11 protein-coding genes and 1 tRNA gene are annotated in these 15,711 nt (G+C 41.5%); 2 read left to right on the forward strand and 10 right to left on the reverse strand.

Annotation, left to right across the window (positions count from 1 at the left end; translation table 11 throughout):
- The first annotated feature begins 11 nt into the window (after window positions 1-11).
- Window positions 12-2,252 carry a DUF2298 domain-containing protein gene (locus ACM9H2_RS04325; RefSeq protein WP_415488594.1) on the forward strand — a complete coding sequence of 747 codons (2,241 nt, stop codon included), beginning with the start codon at window positions 12-14 and terminating at the stop codon, window positions 2,250-2,252.
- Window positions 2,253-2,266: 14 nt separating this feature from the next.
- Here the strand turns inward: ACM9H2_RS04325 and ACM9H2_RS04330 are convergent, their stop codons facing one another.
- From ACM9H2_RS04330 to trpD, 10 genes are all read right to left on the reverse strand, one after another.
- Complete coding sequence (locus ACM9H2_RS04330) at window positions 2,267-2,767, reverse strand: (2Fe-2S)-binding protein (RefSeq protein ID WP_415488596.1); 501 nt, start codon at window positions 2,765-2,767, stop codon at window positions 2,267-2,269.
- Window positions 2,764-5,106 carry a xanthine dehydrogenase family protein molybdopterin-binding subunit gene (locus ACM9H2_RS04335; protein ID WP_415488598.1) on the reverse strand — a complete coding sequence of 781 codons (2,343 nt, stop codon included), beginning with the start codon at window positions 5,104-5,106 and terminating at the stop codon, window positions 2,764-2,766. The genes ACM9H2_RS04330 and ACM9H2_RS04335 overlap by 4 nt, the downstream gene beginning before the upstream one ends.
- Window positions 5,107-5,120: 14 nt before the next feature.
- Window positions 5,121-5,978, reverse strand: coding sequence for an FAD binding domain-containing protein (locus ACM9H2_RS04340; RefSeq protein ID WP_415488600.1), 858 nt, complete (start codon window positions 5,976-5,978; stop codon window positions 5,121-5,123).
- A 62-nt stretch (window positions 5,979-6,040) separates the two neighbouring features.
- The gene (locus tag ACM9H2_RS04345; RefSeq protein WP_415488602.1) at window positions 6,041-7,711 is read right to left on the reverse strand and encodes a thiamine pyrophosphate-binding protein; all 1,671 of its coding nucleotides are present in this window, start codon (window positions 7,709-7,711) and stop codon (window positions 6,041-6,043) included.
- 64 nt (window positions 7,712-7,775) lie between these two features.
- Entirely contained in the window at window positions 7,776-8,312 is a 537-nt protein-coding gene (locus tag ACM9H2_RS04350) for a hypothetical protein (RefSeq protein ID WP_415488604.1), read from the reverse strand.
- Window positions 8,313-8,319: 7 nt separating this feature from the next.
- Complete coding sequence (locus tag ACM9H2_RS04355) at window positions 8,320-11,463, reverse strand: adenosylcobalamin-dependent ribonucleoside-diphosphate reductase (protein ID WP_415488606.1); 3,144 nt, start codon at window positions 11,461-11,463, stop codon at window positions 8,320-8,322.
- Between the two features lie 259 nt (window positions 11,464-11,722).
- Complete coding sequence (locus ACM9H2_RS04360) at window positions 11,723-12,304, reverse strand: glutamine amidotransferase-related protein (protein WP_415488608.1); 582 nt, start codon at window positions 12,302-12,304, stop codon at window positions 11,723-11,725.
- Complete coding sequence (gene trpE / locus ACM9H2_RS04365) at window positions 12,304-13,869, reverse strand: anthranilate synthase component I (RefSeq protein WP_415488610.1); 1,566 nt, start codon at window positions 13,867-13,869, stop codon at window positions 12,304-12,306. The genes ACM9H2_RS04360 and trpE overlap by 1 nt, the downstream gene beginning before the upstream one ends.
- On the reverse strand, window positions 13,866-14,507 hold the full coding sequence (locus ACM9H2_RS04370) for a phosphoribosylanthranilate isomerase (protein ID WP_415488612.1): 642 nt from the start codon (window positions 14,505-14,507) through the stop codon (window positions 13,866-13,868). The genes trpE and ACM9H2_RS04370 overlap by 4 nt, the downstream gene beginning before the upstream one ends.
- The gene (trpD, locus tag ACM9H2_RS04375) at window positions 14,507-15,511 is read right to left on the reverse strand and encodes an anthranilate phosphoribosyltransferase (protein WP_415488614.1); all 1,005 of its coding nucleotides are present in this window, start codon (window positions 15,509-15,511) and stop codon (window positions 14,507-14,509) included. Before trpD ends, ACM9H2_RS04370 begins: the two co-directional genes overlap by 1 nt.
- Before the next feature lie 125 nt (window positions 15,512-15,636).
- On the opposite strand from trpD, the gene ACM9H2_RS04380 reads away from it, so the two are divergent.
- Window positions 15,637-15,711: transfer RNA gene (locus ACM9H2_RS04380), tRNA-Val, on the forward strand.

Raw genomic sequence — 15,711 nt, forward strand, 5'->3', positions numbered from 1 at the left:
CTTTCTCCCTAATGGAGTTTACTCTAATTTTCACCTGGTGGATTTTATTACTTATACTGTCACTTATAGGTTTACCAATAACATCTTCCCTTTTTTGGAGATTGTCAGATAAAGGGGCGTCAGCTGCGCTCACTTTTAGCTTGACAGCGCTCTTTTTTTCTATTTATTGGCTGGGTCACTTTTCATTTAGTCTTTCCACAGTATTACTAGGATTGGCCACCCTCGTCCTCCTCTCTATGGGTGTTCTTTTCGTAAAAAGACCTGAGCTACCCCTCAAAAGATTTTCAGAATCCTTCGCCGTTTTCACAATGGCATTTATGTTAATCGTTGCTATACGATCGGCAGATCCCTCTATATACCCCATTGGGGGTGAAAAATTTCTAGACTTTGGACTTCTACAGTCCATCCTACGCTCTTCCGTTTTGCCACCCGAAGATCTCTGGTTCGCGGGAGAGACAGTCCGATATTACTATGGCGGCCATTTAATTTCGGCGATACTTTCTATGCTATCTGGAATCTCTGCAAAATTCGCATACAATTTAGCTTTGGCTAGTTTCTTCGGCGCTCTCGTTTCGGGTGCTTATGGCCTCTCTGGGTCCCTTTCTACCTTTTATGGCCATTCTCATAGATTTGCAGGGTCTCTTGGGGCAATCATAGTTGGAATATCTTCTAATTTTGTAGTTGCATTTTCTATTTTTCTTTGGGTCCTCCCCCTCGGACTAGCGAACTCTATCGCGCGTTTTGTTGGAAACACCACCGATTTAAAACCTTTGTATTTGCTACATCCCGATTCTTTTTTCTATTGGACTTCTAGCAGAGTCATTCGGGGAACTATCAATGAATTTCCATTTTTTGCATGGCTAAATGGGGATCTCCATGCACACATGATGAGCACTCCTTTTATGATTCTCATTTTATTTACCATGTTTGCATATTATCTATCACCTGCAAATTCAGTCAGAGAACGAAGATTATTAATTTTGATTATACTCCCTCTTCTATCTGGACTTTTAGCTGTAGTTAACACATGGAGCTATCCTACTGTTTTTGGACTTTTATTTTTGACATTGGTATTTTCCCCAACAGACCCACTTTCTATAATTTCCCCTTCTCTGAATTCAAAAATCAATTTGGAGAGTTTCAGACGTGAAATTTTTCGTATTATCACTTCCCTATTCCTATCCATTTTCGTAATTTTATTAGGGTCTTTAACAGTCATCCCATTTTTCATTCAATCGGCATCTTTACGCACGATTGCATTTTTCCCCCCTCGAAGTGGACTCATCGAATTTCTTCTTGTGTATTTATTTTTCATACTTATATTTTCAATCTATATGTATTCTATACTATCCACTGAACTATCCCATAGTCACAGTAGGATACTTTTACTATGCGCACTATTATTTTTCGCAGGACTTTTGTTTGGCGCTCCCGCTGTAGCAATACTTCTCCCCTTATGCATAGTTTCCTGGCTGCTACTAGAGCATTTCTCCTCAAAAGTTGGATTTGAATTGGTTTTATTTCTTGCTGGCGCAGTACTCATTCTTCTAACTGAATTTCTATTTATCCAAGAACAAGCTGGACCTGGGCGAATGAACACTGTATTTAAAATCTACATGCAAGTTTGGATATTCTTCTCCATTGGGGCATCAATAGCACTCACACGTTTATTCAGTGATCAATTTTTAAAAAGTAGATCCCCTTCGAAAAAAAGTTATAAGCTACTCACAACTCTATTTTTATCCCTACTCATCATTTCCACCACATTCTATGCTGGATTTTCTATAGGGGAACATTTCTCTAACGAACCTAAGTTCACCCTCGATGCCACTCTAGACGCTACTATAAATCACCCTCATGAATGGGCTGCAATTACATTTATAGGAGACCAACCAGGGTCACCAACTATAGTCACGGCACCTGGGTGCTGGTGCAATTCTGTTGAAACAACTCTTCCCTATCGGTGGGTTAATGCGCCCTCTAGTTTCACAGGAATCCCCACGGTCGCAGGATGGTCCCATGAGGTAGGCTATCGCGGAGAAGAACCGTACTTACAGAGAGTCACTCATGTAAACCAAATATACACGGGGTCTTCTGAACTTAGAAAAGAATTGTTACTCCTTTACGATGTCAAATATGTTTATGTGGGGAAAAATGAGCGAAGTCTTTATCAGGTATCTACTTTCGACGATCCTTATTTAAAACTTGTTTTTGAGAATGAAGAGGTCGTTGTCTACGAACACATTCTTTAATATTTTCAATAATCCTATGCGTTCATCTCTTTGGAAGCACTTTTAACCGCCATGATGATGCTATCATATCCTGTACATCTGCATATATTTTCAGAAAGAAATTCCCTTATATCATCATCAGATGGATCTGGATTTTGATCAAGTAACGCCTTTGAAGCTATCAACATTCCAGGAGTGCAGTAACCACATTGGAATCCCTCATATTCTCTGAAAGAATCTTGAAGTGGATGGAATTCACTATTCTGGTATGTGTCTGCCAATCCTTCTATGGTCAATACTTCCGTTCTATCTATGTTGACGGCCAATTCCAAACAAGAGGCAACGACTTTATTATTTACCAGTACCGTACAACAACCACAAACTCCCACCCCACAACCTTCTGTTGTACCTGTAAGGTGCAATTCTTGACGTAATAGTTCTACCAAAGTTAGATTGGCCGGAATTTCAATCGCATATTCTTCCCCATTGAGTCTGAATTCTATCTCGTGACGTGTAGCCTGTGTGTAGTTATTCATTCTGATACCTCCTCTATTGCCTTCAAAACTTTCCCCGGAGTTATCGGTAGTTCAGTAACTCTAGCACCACAAGCATCTTTAATCGCATTTCCTATTGCAGGAGGTACTGTAACTGTATTTGATTCTCCCACCCCTTTTGCACCATGGGGCCCATTTGGATCTCCTGACTCTACTACAATTATCTTTGATTCTTTGGGCACATCTCCGATTGCAGGAACTTTGTAGTCCAATAGTGACTTATTTACTTGTTGTCCCGATTCAAATACCATCTCTTCACTCATCGTGTGACCCAACGCTTGAACTGCAGCCCCTAAAATTTGACCTTCACATCTAATAGGGTCTATTGCCTTGCCACAGTCCGCCGAATTAACCCATTTATCGATTGTATATTTTCCCGTTCTTGTATCTACTGATACTTCTGCATATGTGGCCCCTGTCATCCAAAATGCAGATGCATATCGGTCACCACTACTCGCTTCAGTAGAGAAATACCCTTTCCCTATGAGCGTTCCCCCTCCTCCCACGAAATAAGAGGAAACTACTGCCCCTATCGATTCTTCTCCTGAAGGACTCTTAACTAGGCCCCCTTCAACTATCACCTCTTTTCTTTCTACACCTTGTTTTTGCACCACTATGTCAATTAATTGATCTTTTAATTCATCAACCGCCCTCAATATGGCATTTCCCAAGTGGAATGTAGATCTGCTACTTGTTGTAGAGGTATTGAATGGGGCGCTGTTGGTATTTGGTGTATTCACATTAACATATTCTACTCCTATTCCCAACCCATCTGCAGTTATCTGGGCCAAAGTTGTAATTATACCTTGGCCAACTTCTGTTCCCCCTGTAATCACATTTACACTACCATCACAATCTAATAGCAAGATGGCTTCCGACGTCGAAGGCGTTATTGTGGCCTTCAAAGTAACTGCAACCCCTCTTCCTTTCTTAATATGGTTCCCCCTTGATTCTTCTTGTTCCAAGTCCTTTCCGAACCAGTCCACTTCATCAATTACGGCTTGGAGACATTGGGGGGCACCATGAGGTTCTATGGGAACGCCATTATATGTTCCCCCATCTTGGGTGATATTTTTGATTCTTAATTCTACTGGATCCATTCCCATCTCCTTTGCAACATCGTCGAAATGTGATTCCACAGCCCAGGCGGTCTGCGCCACTCCAAATCCTCTATATGCCACACCAGGTGGTTTATTGGTATACGTCGATTTTGATATGACTTTGACATTGGGAATATCGTATGCCCCTGGGGCGGTATACCCTGCCTTCTTCACTTTTCTGGGACTGATATCGGCATATGCCCCGCTATCCCATATGACCTCCACTTCTTGAGCTACAATATTTCCATCAACCGTCACCCCCGTCTTAACTCTTGTTTGGGTCCCATCTCTGACCGAAGTATCGAATGATTCACTAGATGTTTGACGGAGTTTTACTGGTGCTTCTACCGATCTAGATAATGCCGCAGCCAATGGTTCTATTCTGACATATGTCCTCGAACCAAATGCACCCCCCATCTGTGGAACTTCAACTTCGACTTTTGAAGAAGGGATGTCAAATATGCGGGCAACTTCTCTACGGACAAAATGCGGGGTTTGATTTCCTGTTATTATCTTAAAAGAATTATCTGATGCATTATAACTAGCAATTGTCACAAACGGTTCAAGATGTGTGTGCTGAACCATTGGTGTGGCATATTTTCCTTCAAGGACTATGTCGGCTTCTTCAAATCCTTTCTCTACGTCTCCCACATCTAGTTCATAAGTGTATGCAACATTGGGCTCTTCACTACGATGAACTGTAGATAGATCTTCAAAAACCGCAGCAGATTCGCCACTCTCATGCAACAATGGAGCGGTTTTCTTTCTAGCTTTATTCACGTCAGTTACACTTCTCAGCTTATCACATTCTACAACCACTTCGGTAGCTGCCAACGATGCTATGTCTGGACGTTCTGCAATAACTGCCGCAACTGGTTCTCCCACGTACCGGACCTTTCCAATAGCCAAAACAGGCTGGTCTCTAAATGCCGGCCCCACATAAGGAGAGATCCAATCTGCATTTTCAAGATCATTCCCTGTAACAACTGCAACGACTCCTGGTATGGCTTCTGCAGCTTCTGTAGAGATAGAAATTATTTCTCCATGGGCAATATTGCTCCTGACGACTTCTGCATAATATCCTTCAAAAGGGAGGTCATCTGTATATGCCACGGATCCTGTGACTTTGCTCTCACCATCTAACCGAAGTACATGCTTTCCTATGGTTCCTGTTTTCTTGGCCTTTCCATCCTGTTCTATTATGGGTATTTGCGTTGACATTGATTCTTATCCAGTTATATTAGTGACTCCCCAACTCCGGTAATTTCTCTCAGGGCACGTATCGTAAATTCCCCTGCCATTTTCCTCTTATACCACACCGATCCTCGCGCATCTCCTATTGGTTCACATTGGTCTGCCGCAAGTTCTCCTACTTTGTCGATCGCCTCTGTAGTTATTCCCTCTGAGAATATTTCTTGTATCCCTTCAACTTTCATTATGGGTGTGTCTGCAACCGAATTTATGAATACCACGGGAACTGAACCCGGGGCTTCATCAACAAACGCAGCGACGCCTACACACGGCCAATCTGCCTCTGACAACGCACGGTGTTTCAAATAAATTCCCTTTCTATCTGGCATGATCGGTATTTTAATCGATTTTATTAATTCTCCTTCTTTTAAATCGGTTTCATAATACCCTTGTATGAACTCTTTGATGTCCATGGAACGTTCTCCATCTTCTCCTATTATGTCTATGTGGGCATCTAATCCTGCTAAAACTGGGGGGAGATCCAGATCCGGATCTGCATGGGCCAAATTTCCACCTATTGTGGCAACATTTCTGATCCTAATACTCGCAATTTTTGAAAGACAATTTGAAACAACAGGATGATTTCTTTTCACAATTTCACTTGTTTCTATATCCCGCAATGTGGTCAACGCACCAATTTTAATTTGTCCATTTTCCTCTATAATATAGGCGTGATCCTTCTCCAATTTTCTAAGATTCACCATCGTCGTTGGTTGGAATATCTTTTCTTTAATTAAAGTTGTAACTGCAGTACCCCCCGATATCGGTTTTGCACCATGTTCTTTCATTAATTGAATTGCTTCTTCAAAAGATTCTGGAAGAAATAGTCTGAATGGCTGCATTATGTACTTCTATTTAGCTTTCCAATGATTATTATCATACCGATACCAATCCACTATATATTTTATTTATTTAATTCTGCATTAAGAAACTCAGTTCCAATCCAGGGATCAACATGGGCATCAATTAGTGCAGGTCCCTTTACCTCCACAAAACGCTCAATCGTGTCTTTAATCTGAGAACTGTCTTCAATTGACTCCCCAAACATACCTAGATCTCTCGCAAAAGCTGCAAAGTCTGGATTTTTGAACACAGAACCTGTAGTTCTGCCCTCATACGCCCGATGCTGCCTCACGGTTTGGGACATATATGCATCATTATTGAAAATTATTATTTTCACGGGTATTGATTCTCTAACTGCAGTTTCTAGATCTTGCATAACCATCGCGAATCCCCCATCTCCTTCAAACACGAATACTTGCTCATCAAGGGCTATTTGAGCCCCCATAGCCAGCGGCAAACCTTGACTCATGCCCGAAAAATTAAGAGTTCCAAAATGCCCATTGATGCTAGTCACTGGCAAATGCCGCGCAAATTTAGCATGTATTCCTCCTCCTGTCACAAATGAATAATCTCCTGCAAAACCATCTAGCAAGTGGAGTATCGGTGCCGGATCAACACCATTCTCGCCACGGGTCTCTTTAACATTAAAAATAGATTCTCGTGCATCTTGATATTCCTTCCTTGCCACTGAAGAAATATTTTTAAATGAAATATCTTTCTTACTTATTGAAAGTTTGCCATTTAAATCTACTATTGCGGATGTAGAATCTGCCATCACGTTGACATCGGCCACATATTGCCGATTTAGTTCTCTCGGCCGCATAGTAATGTGTACGATAGATGCATCCGGATTAATCCTCTTCCAATCTGAAGTAGTATAGTCTGATAAACTGGCACCTATCGCTATAATGAGATCCGAATTTTCAAGGTAGCCATTTGTTGGTTTAAGCCCGATCCAACCAACTAGACCAATTGATAATGGATGCTCTTCTGATAGTGCCCCTCGTGCATTGTGTGTATTTGCAACTGGGATTTGCATTTTCTCTGCAAGCATTTTTAATTCATTAGAAGAATCAAACCACCTGGTTTCACTACCTGCAATTATTAAAGGACGTTTTGATTTGGAAAGCAGCTCAATAACCTGATCCAATTTTTCCGGACTTGGACGGCACCTATTCATCGATGCTATATATTCATGCGATCTCGTTTTTTTCCTCAAGTTTTCATCAAGATCTGGAAATGTTTCATTTTCCAAATTATGAGGTACATCTATGTGCACTGGTCCGGGGATTCCCGTTACCGATTGTGTTACTGCGTCTCGAATCTGGTCATGTGTATTTTCCCTTCCCATCCGGACGTTGTATTTAGTAATACGTTCAAAAACTTGGAGTACATCCCATTCGTGCTTTACATTTCTTCCAAGGTTATAGCTAGGTTCGTTACCCGTTATAGCAACCACTGGGACATTCTCTCTATATGCTGAGGCTATCCCCAAAATCATGTTAGCAGCCCCTGGGCCTACATGTACCACTGCAGCAGTTGGTTTCCTTGTAGCAAGCGCATACCCGGTTGCCATTCCTGTGGCGACCTGTTCATGCCGAGTAGTGTAAAATTTAATCTTGCTCTTTGCGATCTCATCGAGAATACCTAGATTGGTAGATCCTGCCAATCCAAATGCACAATCTACACCGGTGTCCTCTAATACTGAAACTAATAGTTTCGATCCATGCATACCACCAGCTAATCCCTTTGTTTACTAAAAAGTTATTGTACCTATTTTTTCTCTAAACTTCTTTCTACCTGTGTCTATTACCTCTGCCAACTGCCCCTGATGCACGGATAGTTTTTAGTACAAATTCCGCATTACTGCCTCCAGTGGCTATGAGTATCATCTCTAGTACTACGACCGCAAAACCTGCCAATGGTGCTATCTGCCATTGATAACCCATCCAGTAATATCTGTCAAGGAAGTACAGAGCTACCACAGTCACCATCACAATGGTCACAACTGCACCTATCAAAAACCACCACCCTTTACTACTTTTTGGAGGTATGTCCAGTGATTTTAACATCTGCTTAGTTGTTTGTGGTGGATTTTCAAACATATCCAGCGCATGACCCGAACATGCCCCTAAAAACATCATGAGACAGATCAGTGAGAATGCAAACACCACCACGATATCTGCAACTAACCAATCAATCCCCTGTTCAGTTATTGCCCGAACTAATGTATATAAAATGGACAACGTAATTCCCACCCGCGCTCCACGTTGCATTAGTTCTGCGAATTTCTCTAAGTCTTCCATTCCCTTTCCTATTTTCTCTTGTGGCATCCAGATCCTAACACTCAGACCATCCGCACGATTCACACGTCTTGCAACCCTCTGAGAAATTCAATGTCAAAGATCCACACGAAGGGCATTCTGGACTTTCTCCTGCATCGATTAACGATTGAGTTACATCCACTACCAATGGTGCAACTTTCTTCACAGCTTCTTGATTAGCTTCCCCCTTGCTAATTTCAGATAAGTTCTTTTGTTGAGGATACTCTTTGTGAATTTCACCATCTAAGTATCGTTTCATAGCGGTGCCTATCGCATCCGGTATCGATTGTATTTGACCTCCTCGATCCCACGCAATTTTAGGTGATCGGATCCCTTTCAACTCACCTGCAATTTCTCGGGGATCAACCCCGGATCTCAATGCAGTAGAAACTATCTTTGCCAACGCTTCTGTAAAACTAGCCGTAAATCCTCCCGAATTTCCGATATTTGCAAACAATTCAAATGGTCGCCCTTGTTCATCCTCATTTATATTTACATATAATTTTCCATACCCGGTGTCTATCCTTTGTGTAAGTCCATACAGGACACCTGGGCGTGGTCTTTTTCGAGATTTGCCATAAGCAAGTGCTGGAACATCCCATATACTGAGATCTTCTCCATGGTGTTTCCATTCCTCTGTAATTTTAGCACGAATCGTTTCATGATTCAAAAATTCTGACAAACTGTCAAAGTGAGTATTGATATACTCTAACAGATGATCTGCAGATCCACCTTCTCCCGATTCTATAAATTCCGCATTTTGCGCGCGAGTTGTGAGAACTTGTTTAGTTCTAGACCCATCCCTGTATACTGTTACACCCTTCCCCCCATTTCGGTAAATATAGCGATACACTTCATCCATCTCTTCTGCCGTTGCGTCATTTGGAAAATTGCAAGTTTTAGAAATAGCCGAGTCCACACCTTCTTGACATGCACATTGGACGCTTGCATGTTCTATGGCTGAAACTTCAGAAGATACTACAAACAATTCTCCAATTGCATCTGGGACCGTTGTCAATCCACCAATTCCTTTGAATTCATTATTTTGCATCTGGGATAGTGCCTCCTCTTTCACCACATCCACATCAATCCCATTAGCTTCTATTGTTCTTAAAAAATAATCATCAAACTCAACTAACATCTCATCCCCTTGAACATCGTCTGACACATTTTTATAATATGCCACACTGTATATTGGTTCACACCCTCCTGTGGTGTTTGCAATCATACTCGTCGTTCCAGTAGGTGCTATTGTGGTGGTATTATGATTCCGTATTGGGAATCCTCCTTTCCACTCTTCGGGGTTCAATCCCGTTTCCTTTGTAAACCATTCTGCATATTTCACAGGGTCTGCGTACTTAGAATCTGGCCAATTTTCAAACGAACCTCTTATCTCTGCCAATTCATGAGAAGTCCATTTAGACGCATGATTGATGTAAATCATCACTTGCCTAGCTAGTTCATTTCCTTCAGGTGATCCATATTTCAAACCAAGCTGAACATATAGTTGAGCCAAACCCATTATGCCCAACCCTATCTTTCTATTGTTGTAAACTGTCTCTTCGATCCGTTCTACTGGGAAATCTGACATAGTACATACGTTTTCAAGAAAACGAGTGCCCAATTCAATCCGCCTATCGAATTCTTCAATGTCCATCGCCACGTGGATGAAATCCGACATCAACTCCCCGAGTTCTCTATCTGATCTTCCTTTTTGATTCGACCACGTCCTCCAATCAGGGGCATCCAAAGATGCAAGTGTAGAAAGATTGATATGGCCTAGATTGCACGCTTCATATTCCATTAACGGCTGCTCTCCACAAGGATTTGTTGCTAAAATCTCATAAGGAGAAGAATCTCCGGTTGGAGTCGATTCAACGGGGAACGAGTGATCTTGGTTCACGCGGTCAAGATATATTATTCCTGGTTCACCATTTTCCCATGCACCATCTACGATGCGTTCCCATAAAATCGATGCAGGGATTGACAGCGGTTTTCCAACTTCCACATAGTCTCCCAAATCATATCTGTCATACATTTCTAAAGTGTATTTTGTAGCAATGTGGGGATCTCCCGTTCGTGGATTTAACAAAGTATATTCTCTGTTTTCTTCCAATGCTTTCATGAACTCATCAGTCACACCAACGGAAACATTAAAATTAGATAAGTGACCTTCCACTGCATTCCTAAGATGCTTGGGAACTCGTCCTTCTTCATCAAGAAGAGTCCTAGCTTCTGCTAGTGCCTCGTTAAATGTCGTGTATGTATAGTCGTCCGGATCGTTCAATTTGAGAGAATGTGCGAGTGAAACATCTTTATTTTTAGCATGAATAAATTCAATCACGTCCGGGTGGGAAATGCGCATAATTGCCATTTGAGCACCCCTTCTTGACCCACCCTGTGCGATTGTCTCACACATCTGATCGAAAGTTTCCATAAATGTTATTGGACCTGAAGCAATTCCGCCTGTGGACCCCACTGTATCTCCATATGGTCGTATCCGCCAAAACGCATAACCCATCCCTCCCCCTGACTGGAAAACCTGGGCTGCTTCCAATGCTGTGTGATGAATATCCACTATGTCATCTTTCGGGGAATCAACAAAACAAGCCGAAAGTTGTTGGAGTTCATCCCCTGCATTCATTATAGTCGGAGAATTTGGTATGAATGATAAATCTTCCATGAATTCACAAAATTGATCTGCAATAGATTCTACATGTTTCCGAACATCCTCTGGAAGCAATGGTATAATTGTTTCATAACTGAATTTACTCACATTCCGATCCGTCAATTCCGTGCTCATGTTATCTGCAACTATGATCTCACCGTTGTCAGTGGACCCCTCTCCAAATACTTCTTTAATTAATTTTTCCCTCCGTGGATGATCGGGCTTAATCTGATCTGGGGTAACTGTTATTTTCACATTTTGTCTATCTGCCTCATACACTGCTTCCGCCAGGGCGATGTTGTTTGCAATCCGCCTGAATAGTTTCTCAGGAGGTTCTACGATCTCACCTTTTGCATCCTTTCTCAGGTACCTCGCGGGGAGGATGTTCTGATATGCATTCTTTGTAAGGCGCTCTTCCAAAGTCGCCCCATCGGTACGCTTCACTGGAAGTACAATTGCATCTTTATCCGTCCGAGTCCTTGTTTCACTCATTTCCCATTCCACCCCTGCCATTTAATTTAATCATTGAGTCTGTTTTTTTCATAATTCCTCCACATGCAGCGCTAGCAGCGCTATAAGTTATTCTGCACGGCGAACCGTGTTACCTCGATCAACTTATTAGAGGTTTTAGTTTAGGTAACTCTGGCAATATAAGTCTCTTGTGAGCATGGTGAAAGTAATAATTTATAATTCCTACCTAAGCCAATCAATTCGTTTTTCCAGTAGAAGTGCACCTTTAATTTTACTTTTGTCAGACAATCTTCGAGGTGAAATTTAATATTATTTTCTTACCCACTTTTGTGAGTATGCTCTCTGGATGGAATTGCACACATTCTATCGGGAAGTCAACATGCCTAATTCCCATCACAATTTCAGATTCCCCTTGCATTGTGGTCGCAGTAACTTTGAAGCATTTTGGAACTTCTGTGGCAACCAAAGAATGATAACGTGCACCTTCAAAATTTTGATCTATACCTTCAAAAACACCTTCTCCATCGTGGCTTATTTGCGAAGATTGCCCATGAATGGGAGATGGGGCCCGGCCAATTTTACCACCGTACGCATAAACTGCAGCTTCCAGCCCTAGACAAACACCGAATGTTGGAATCGTGGGGCTTACCCTTTTCAGTACCTCCAAAGTTACTCCCACATCTCTTGGATTTTTTGGGTGCCCTGGTCCTGGACTAATCACTATCGCATCCGGTTCCATTTCATATATCTCTTCCACTGAAGCAGTGTTGAGCAGTACTTCAGTTTTTGAATGAGCACTTACGTAATCTACAAGATTATATGTAAACGAATCAAAATTATCAATGAAAAGTGTTTTCGTCATTATTCTTCTTGATCCTCCTCCACTAGCCGATACACCGATTCTAGAACTGCATGCATTTTTTTCTCCGTTTCTTCATATTCCTTTTCTGGAATAGAGTCTGCTACAATTCCTGCCCCTGCCTGTATGGTTATTGTATCCACTTCCCCCAATTCAATAGTTGCAGTTCGAATTACAATGGCAAAATCTGCATCACCATCCCATGAATAGTACCCAACACCTCCTCCATACACACCCCTTGGTGTGGATTCTAGTTCATGTATAATCTCCATTGCCCTTATTTTAGGGGCGCCAGACAACGTCCCTGCAGGGAATGTAGCACGCGTAGCATCAAATGAAGTATATTCCAGATCCAGTTCTCCCGTGACTGTGCTTTCTATATGCTGAACATGACTATATTTTAACACATTCATGAATTCCTCAACTTCGACCGTGCCGGGCAAACAAACTCTTCTTACATCATTCCGAGCCAAATCCACAAGCATAGTATGTTCTGACAACTCCTTTTTGTCTGACAACATTTTTTGAGAAAATAATAGATCCTCATTTAGATTTTTTCCCCTTGCACAAGTACCTGCAATAGGATTTGAAATCACACGCCTATCTCTAATCGAAATTAGGGTTTCTGGACTAGCCCCTACTATGGCAAAATTACCAAATTTTAGAAGATACATATACGGAGATGGATTCACATTTTTTAGCGATGCATAAAGTTCCACGGGGTCTACTTTACACTGTATCTCTCTCTTCCTAGATAACACTCCTTGGTATATGTCCCCGCTTAACACATATTCGATTACCCGTTCCACTGAGGATTCATATTCCTTTCTACTGCCTATCCTTTCTTCATAAATTGTGACTTTTCCCATTCTTGGTTCTTCTGCATCCCTCAGTTTCTTTTCTATCTCGCCCGCCTCTTGACACAATGAATCATATAGGATTTTTAAGTCGGTTTCTTCAGTTATTAAAGGTGTAAATGCAACGAACGTTTTGTCGCTATTATGATCAAAAATAATTGTTTTTGTATTCACAACAAATTGTGCATCGGGGATATCTGTTTCACTATGCTGTATTCCCACCTTTTCGAGCCATAGGTTGTACACAGAATCATATGATAAAAACCCAATCAACCCTCCTAACAGCTGCTGTCTATCTGTATCGGGAAATCCATATAAGGGGTATTTTGGAATGGCCCCTTGCAATATATCTAATATGTCCCCTTTGCCCTTTACTATTTGATCTGCCATTGTAGACTCTTTCAAAACAAGAATTTCTGACTCCTCTGACCCCACTGTAATCACTGCATCTGGGTCATATCCTATAAATGAATATTGTGCATGTCCCTTTACCGAAATTGATTTTTCATTTTGGACCGAGGCACTGTGGGCACCTTTTTCTCCACTCTCTAGTAAAAAGGAGTAATCTTGTCCACCTTCCTCAATCATCGTAGAATATGCTGCCAAGGGTGTCGCACTTATGACGATCTCTGCAGAAGCATATGCAATACAAGGACGATTTTCAACTAACTCTTCAAATTCTTGAAACGATACTCCAAATGAACTCATCATTTTCCCCCTTCTGCTTTATGAACATTGGTTATAAATTCACGAATTGCACTATGGTCTTTTAATCCATTTGGGCCCTCAACCCCACTTGCCACATCCACTGCAAATGGTTTTACCAAACTGATGGCATGAGATACATTTTGAGGTGTTAAACCCCCTGCAAGTATAACTGGAAGTTTAGTTTTCTCTCTAAATTTTCTAACCGATTCCCAGTCAGTTACCTTCCCGGTTCCTCCTGCACCCTTTTCTCTCTGAGAATCGCAAAGCGCAGCATTCGAAATACCCTCAAGTTGATTAGAAATTGTGGCATTCGGATCCACTGAAACAATTAATTTTCCATCAATTGAATCTGAAACTTTTTGAATTACATCGAGTGTAAGATCACCATGTATCTGCAATGCATCTGCACCAACTTGTTCAAAAAAATCAAGTGTCCTATCTACATCTTCTAAAATAGTAACCATAGTCGTAGTCACACCCGATGGTACCTTTGAAACTAATTCATTCGCAAATTTCGGAGATATTTTCCTATGTGATTCTACAGAAATATCCACAATAAATCCAACATAATTGGCTCCACATTCTATCGAAGCAACCAAATCGTCCTCATTCGTAATTCCGCAAATTTTAGTTTTTGTCATCATCGATCTCTGGATTTTTTTAATGCGGAGAGCTTATTTTTTGCAGATCCATCCGCAATTGATTTTTGAGCACATTCAATTCCATCCAACACCGAATCTGCAATCCCCGAAACATAAATTGCAGCAGCTGAATTTAATAAGATTATGTCAAGCTTTGCTCCTGTTAATTTTCCATCAATTATCTCAAGTATGTCGCTCGCATTTCTCTCGGGACTCCCGCCCTTTATCTCTTTTAATGAACTCCTATCTATCCCAAATTCTTCTGGGGTTATGGTATATTCTTTGATTTTTCCATTTTCTATTTCTGAAACATAGGTCGAATCGTGAATCGTTATTTCATCCAATCCCGATCCATGTACTACCATTGCATTTTTAACATTCATTTTTTTCAGAGCCCTAGAAACTAGGGGGACCAATTCTTCAGAATATACCCCAATTGTTTGTGCACTAGCCCCTGCTGGGTTTGTTAAAGGCCCAAGTATGTTAAAAATAGTGCGCATTCCCAACTCCTTCCTAGGTCCTATGACCGCTTTCATCGCAGGGTGGAATACTGGGGCCAACATGAACCCGATCCCGTGTTTTTCTATAGACGTTTCAACCAATTCTGGTTCTGCATTAACTCTTACTCCCAATGCAGATAACACATCTGCACTACCCGATGAAGATGAAACAGAATAGTTTCCGTGTTTGGCTATAGCAACTCCTGCCCCACTCGCAACAATTGCACTCGCTGTCGACACGTTAATTGTATTTTTCCCATCTCCTCCAGTTCCGCATGTATCGACCAGTGGGTCTCTTTTTGGATGAATCCTACGTGCCACATCCCGCATACCTTCGGCAAACCCTGCAATTTCACCTTCTGTCTCTCCTTTCGATCGCAAAGCTGTCAACAAAGCTCCTATCTGTGCATCTGTAGCATTTTCAAATAGTATTTTAGCTGCATTCCTCGATTCTTGTTGCGTCAGATCGGTTCCCTCTGTCACACGTTCAATATACTCTTGCATTTTATATCCTCAATGACTTTATATGTCCTTTAATGAACTATTTTGTACATAGTATTAAACTTAACGGAGCCCCCTTTTCCTATTCGAAACTTTGAATTGCCTTCAGGGGTTCCAGAAAACTACACGGGACTGTGGTCTAGTCTGGTTATGACGTCACCTTGACATGGTGGAGGTCCCCAGTTCAAATCTGGGCAGTCCCA

Source organism: Candidatus Hikarchaeum yamanae (assembly GCF_009889665.1).
In the GTDB taxonomy this organism is placed as follows: domain Archaea; phylum Halobacteriota; class Halobacteria; order Halobacteriales; family Hikarchaeaceae; genus Hikarchaeum; species Hikarchaeum yamanae.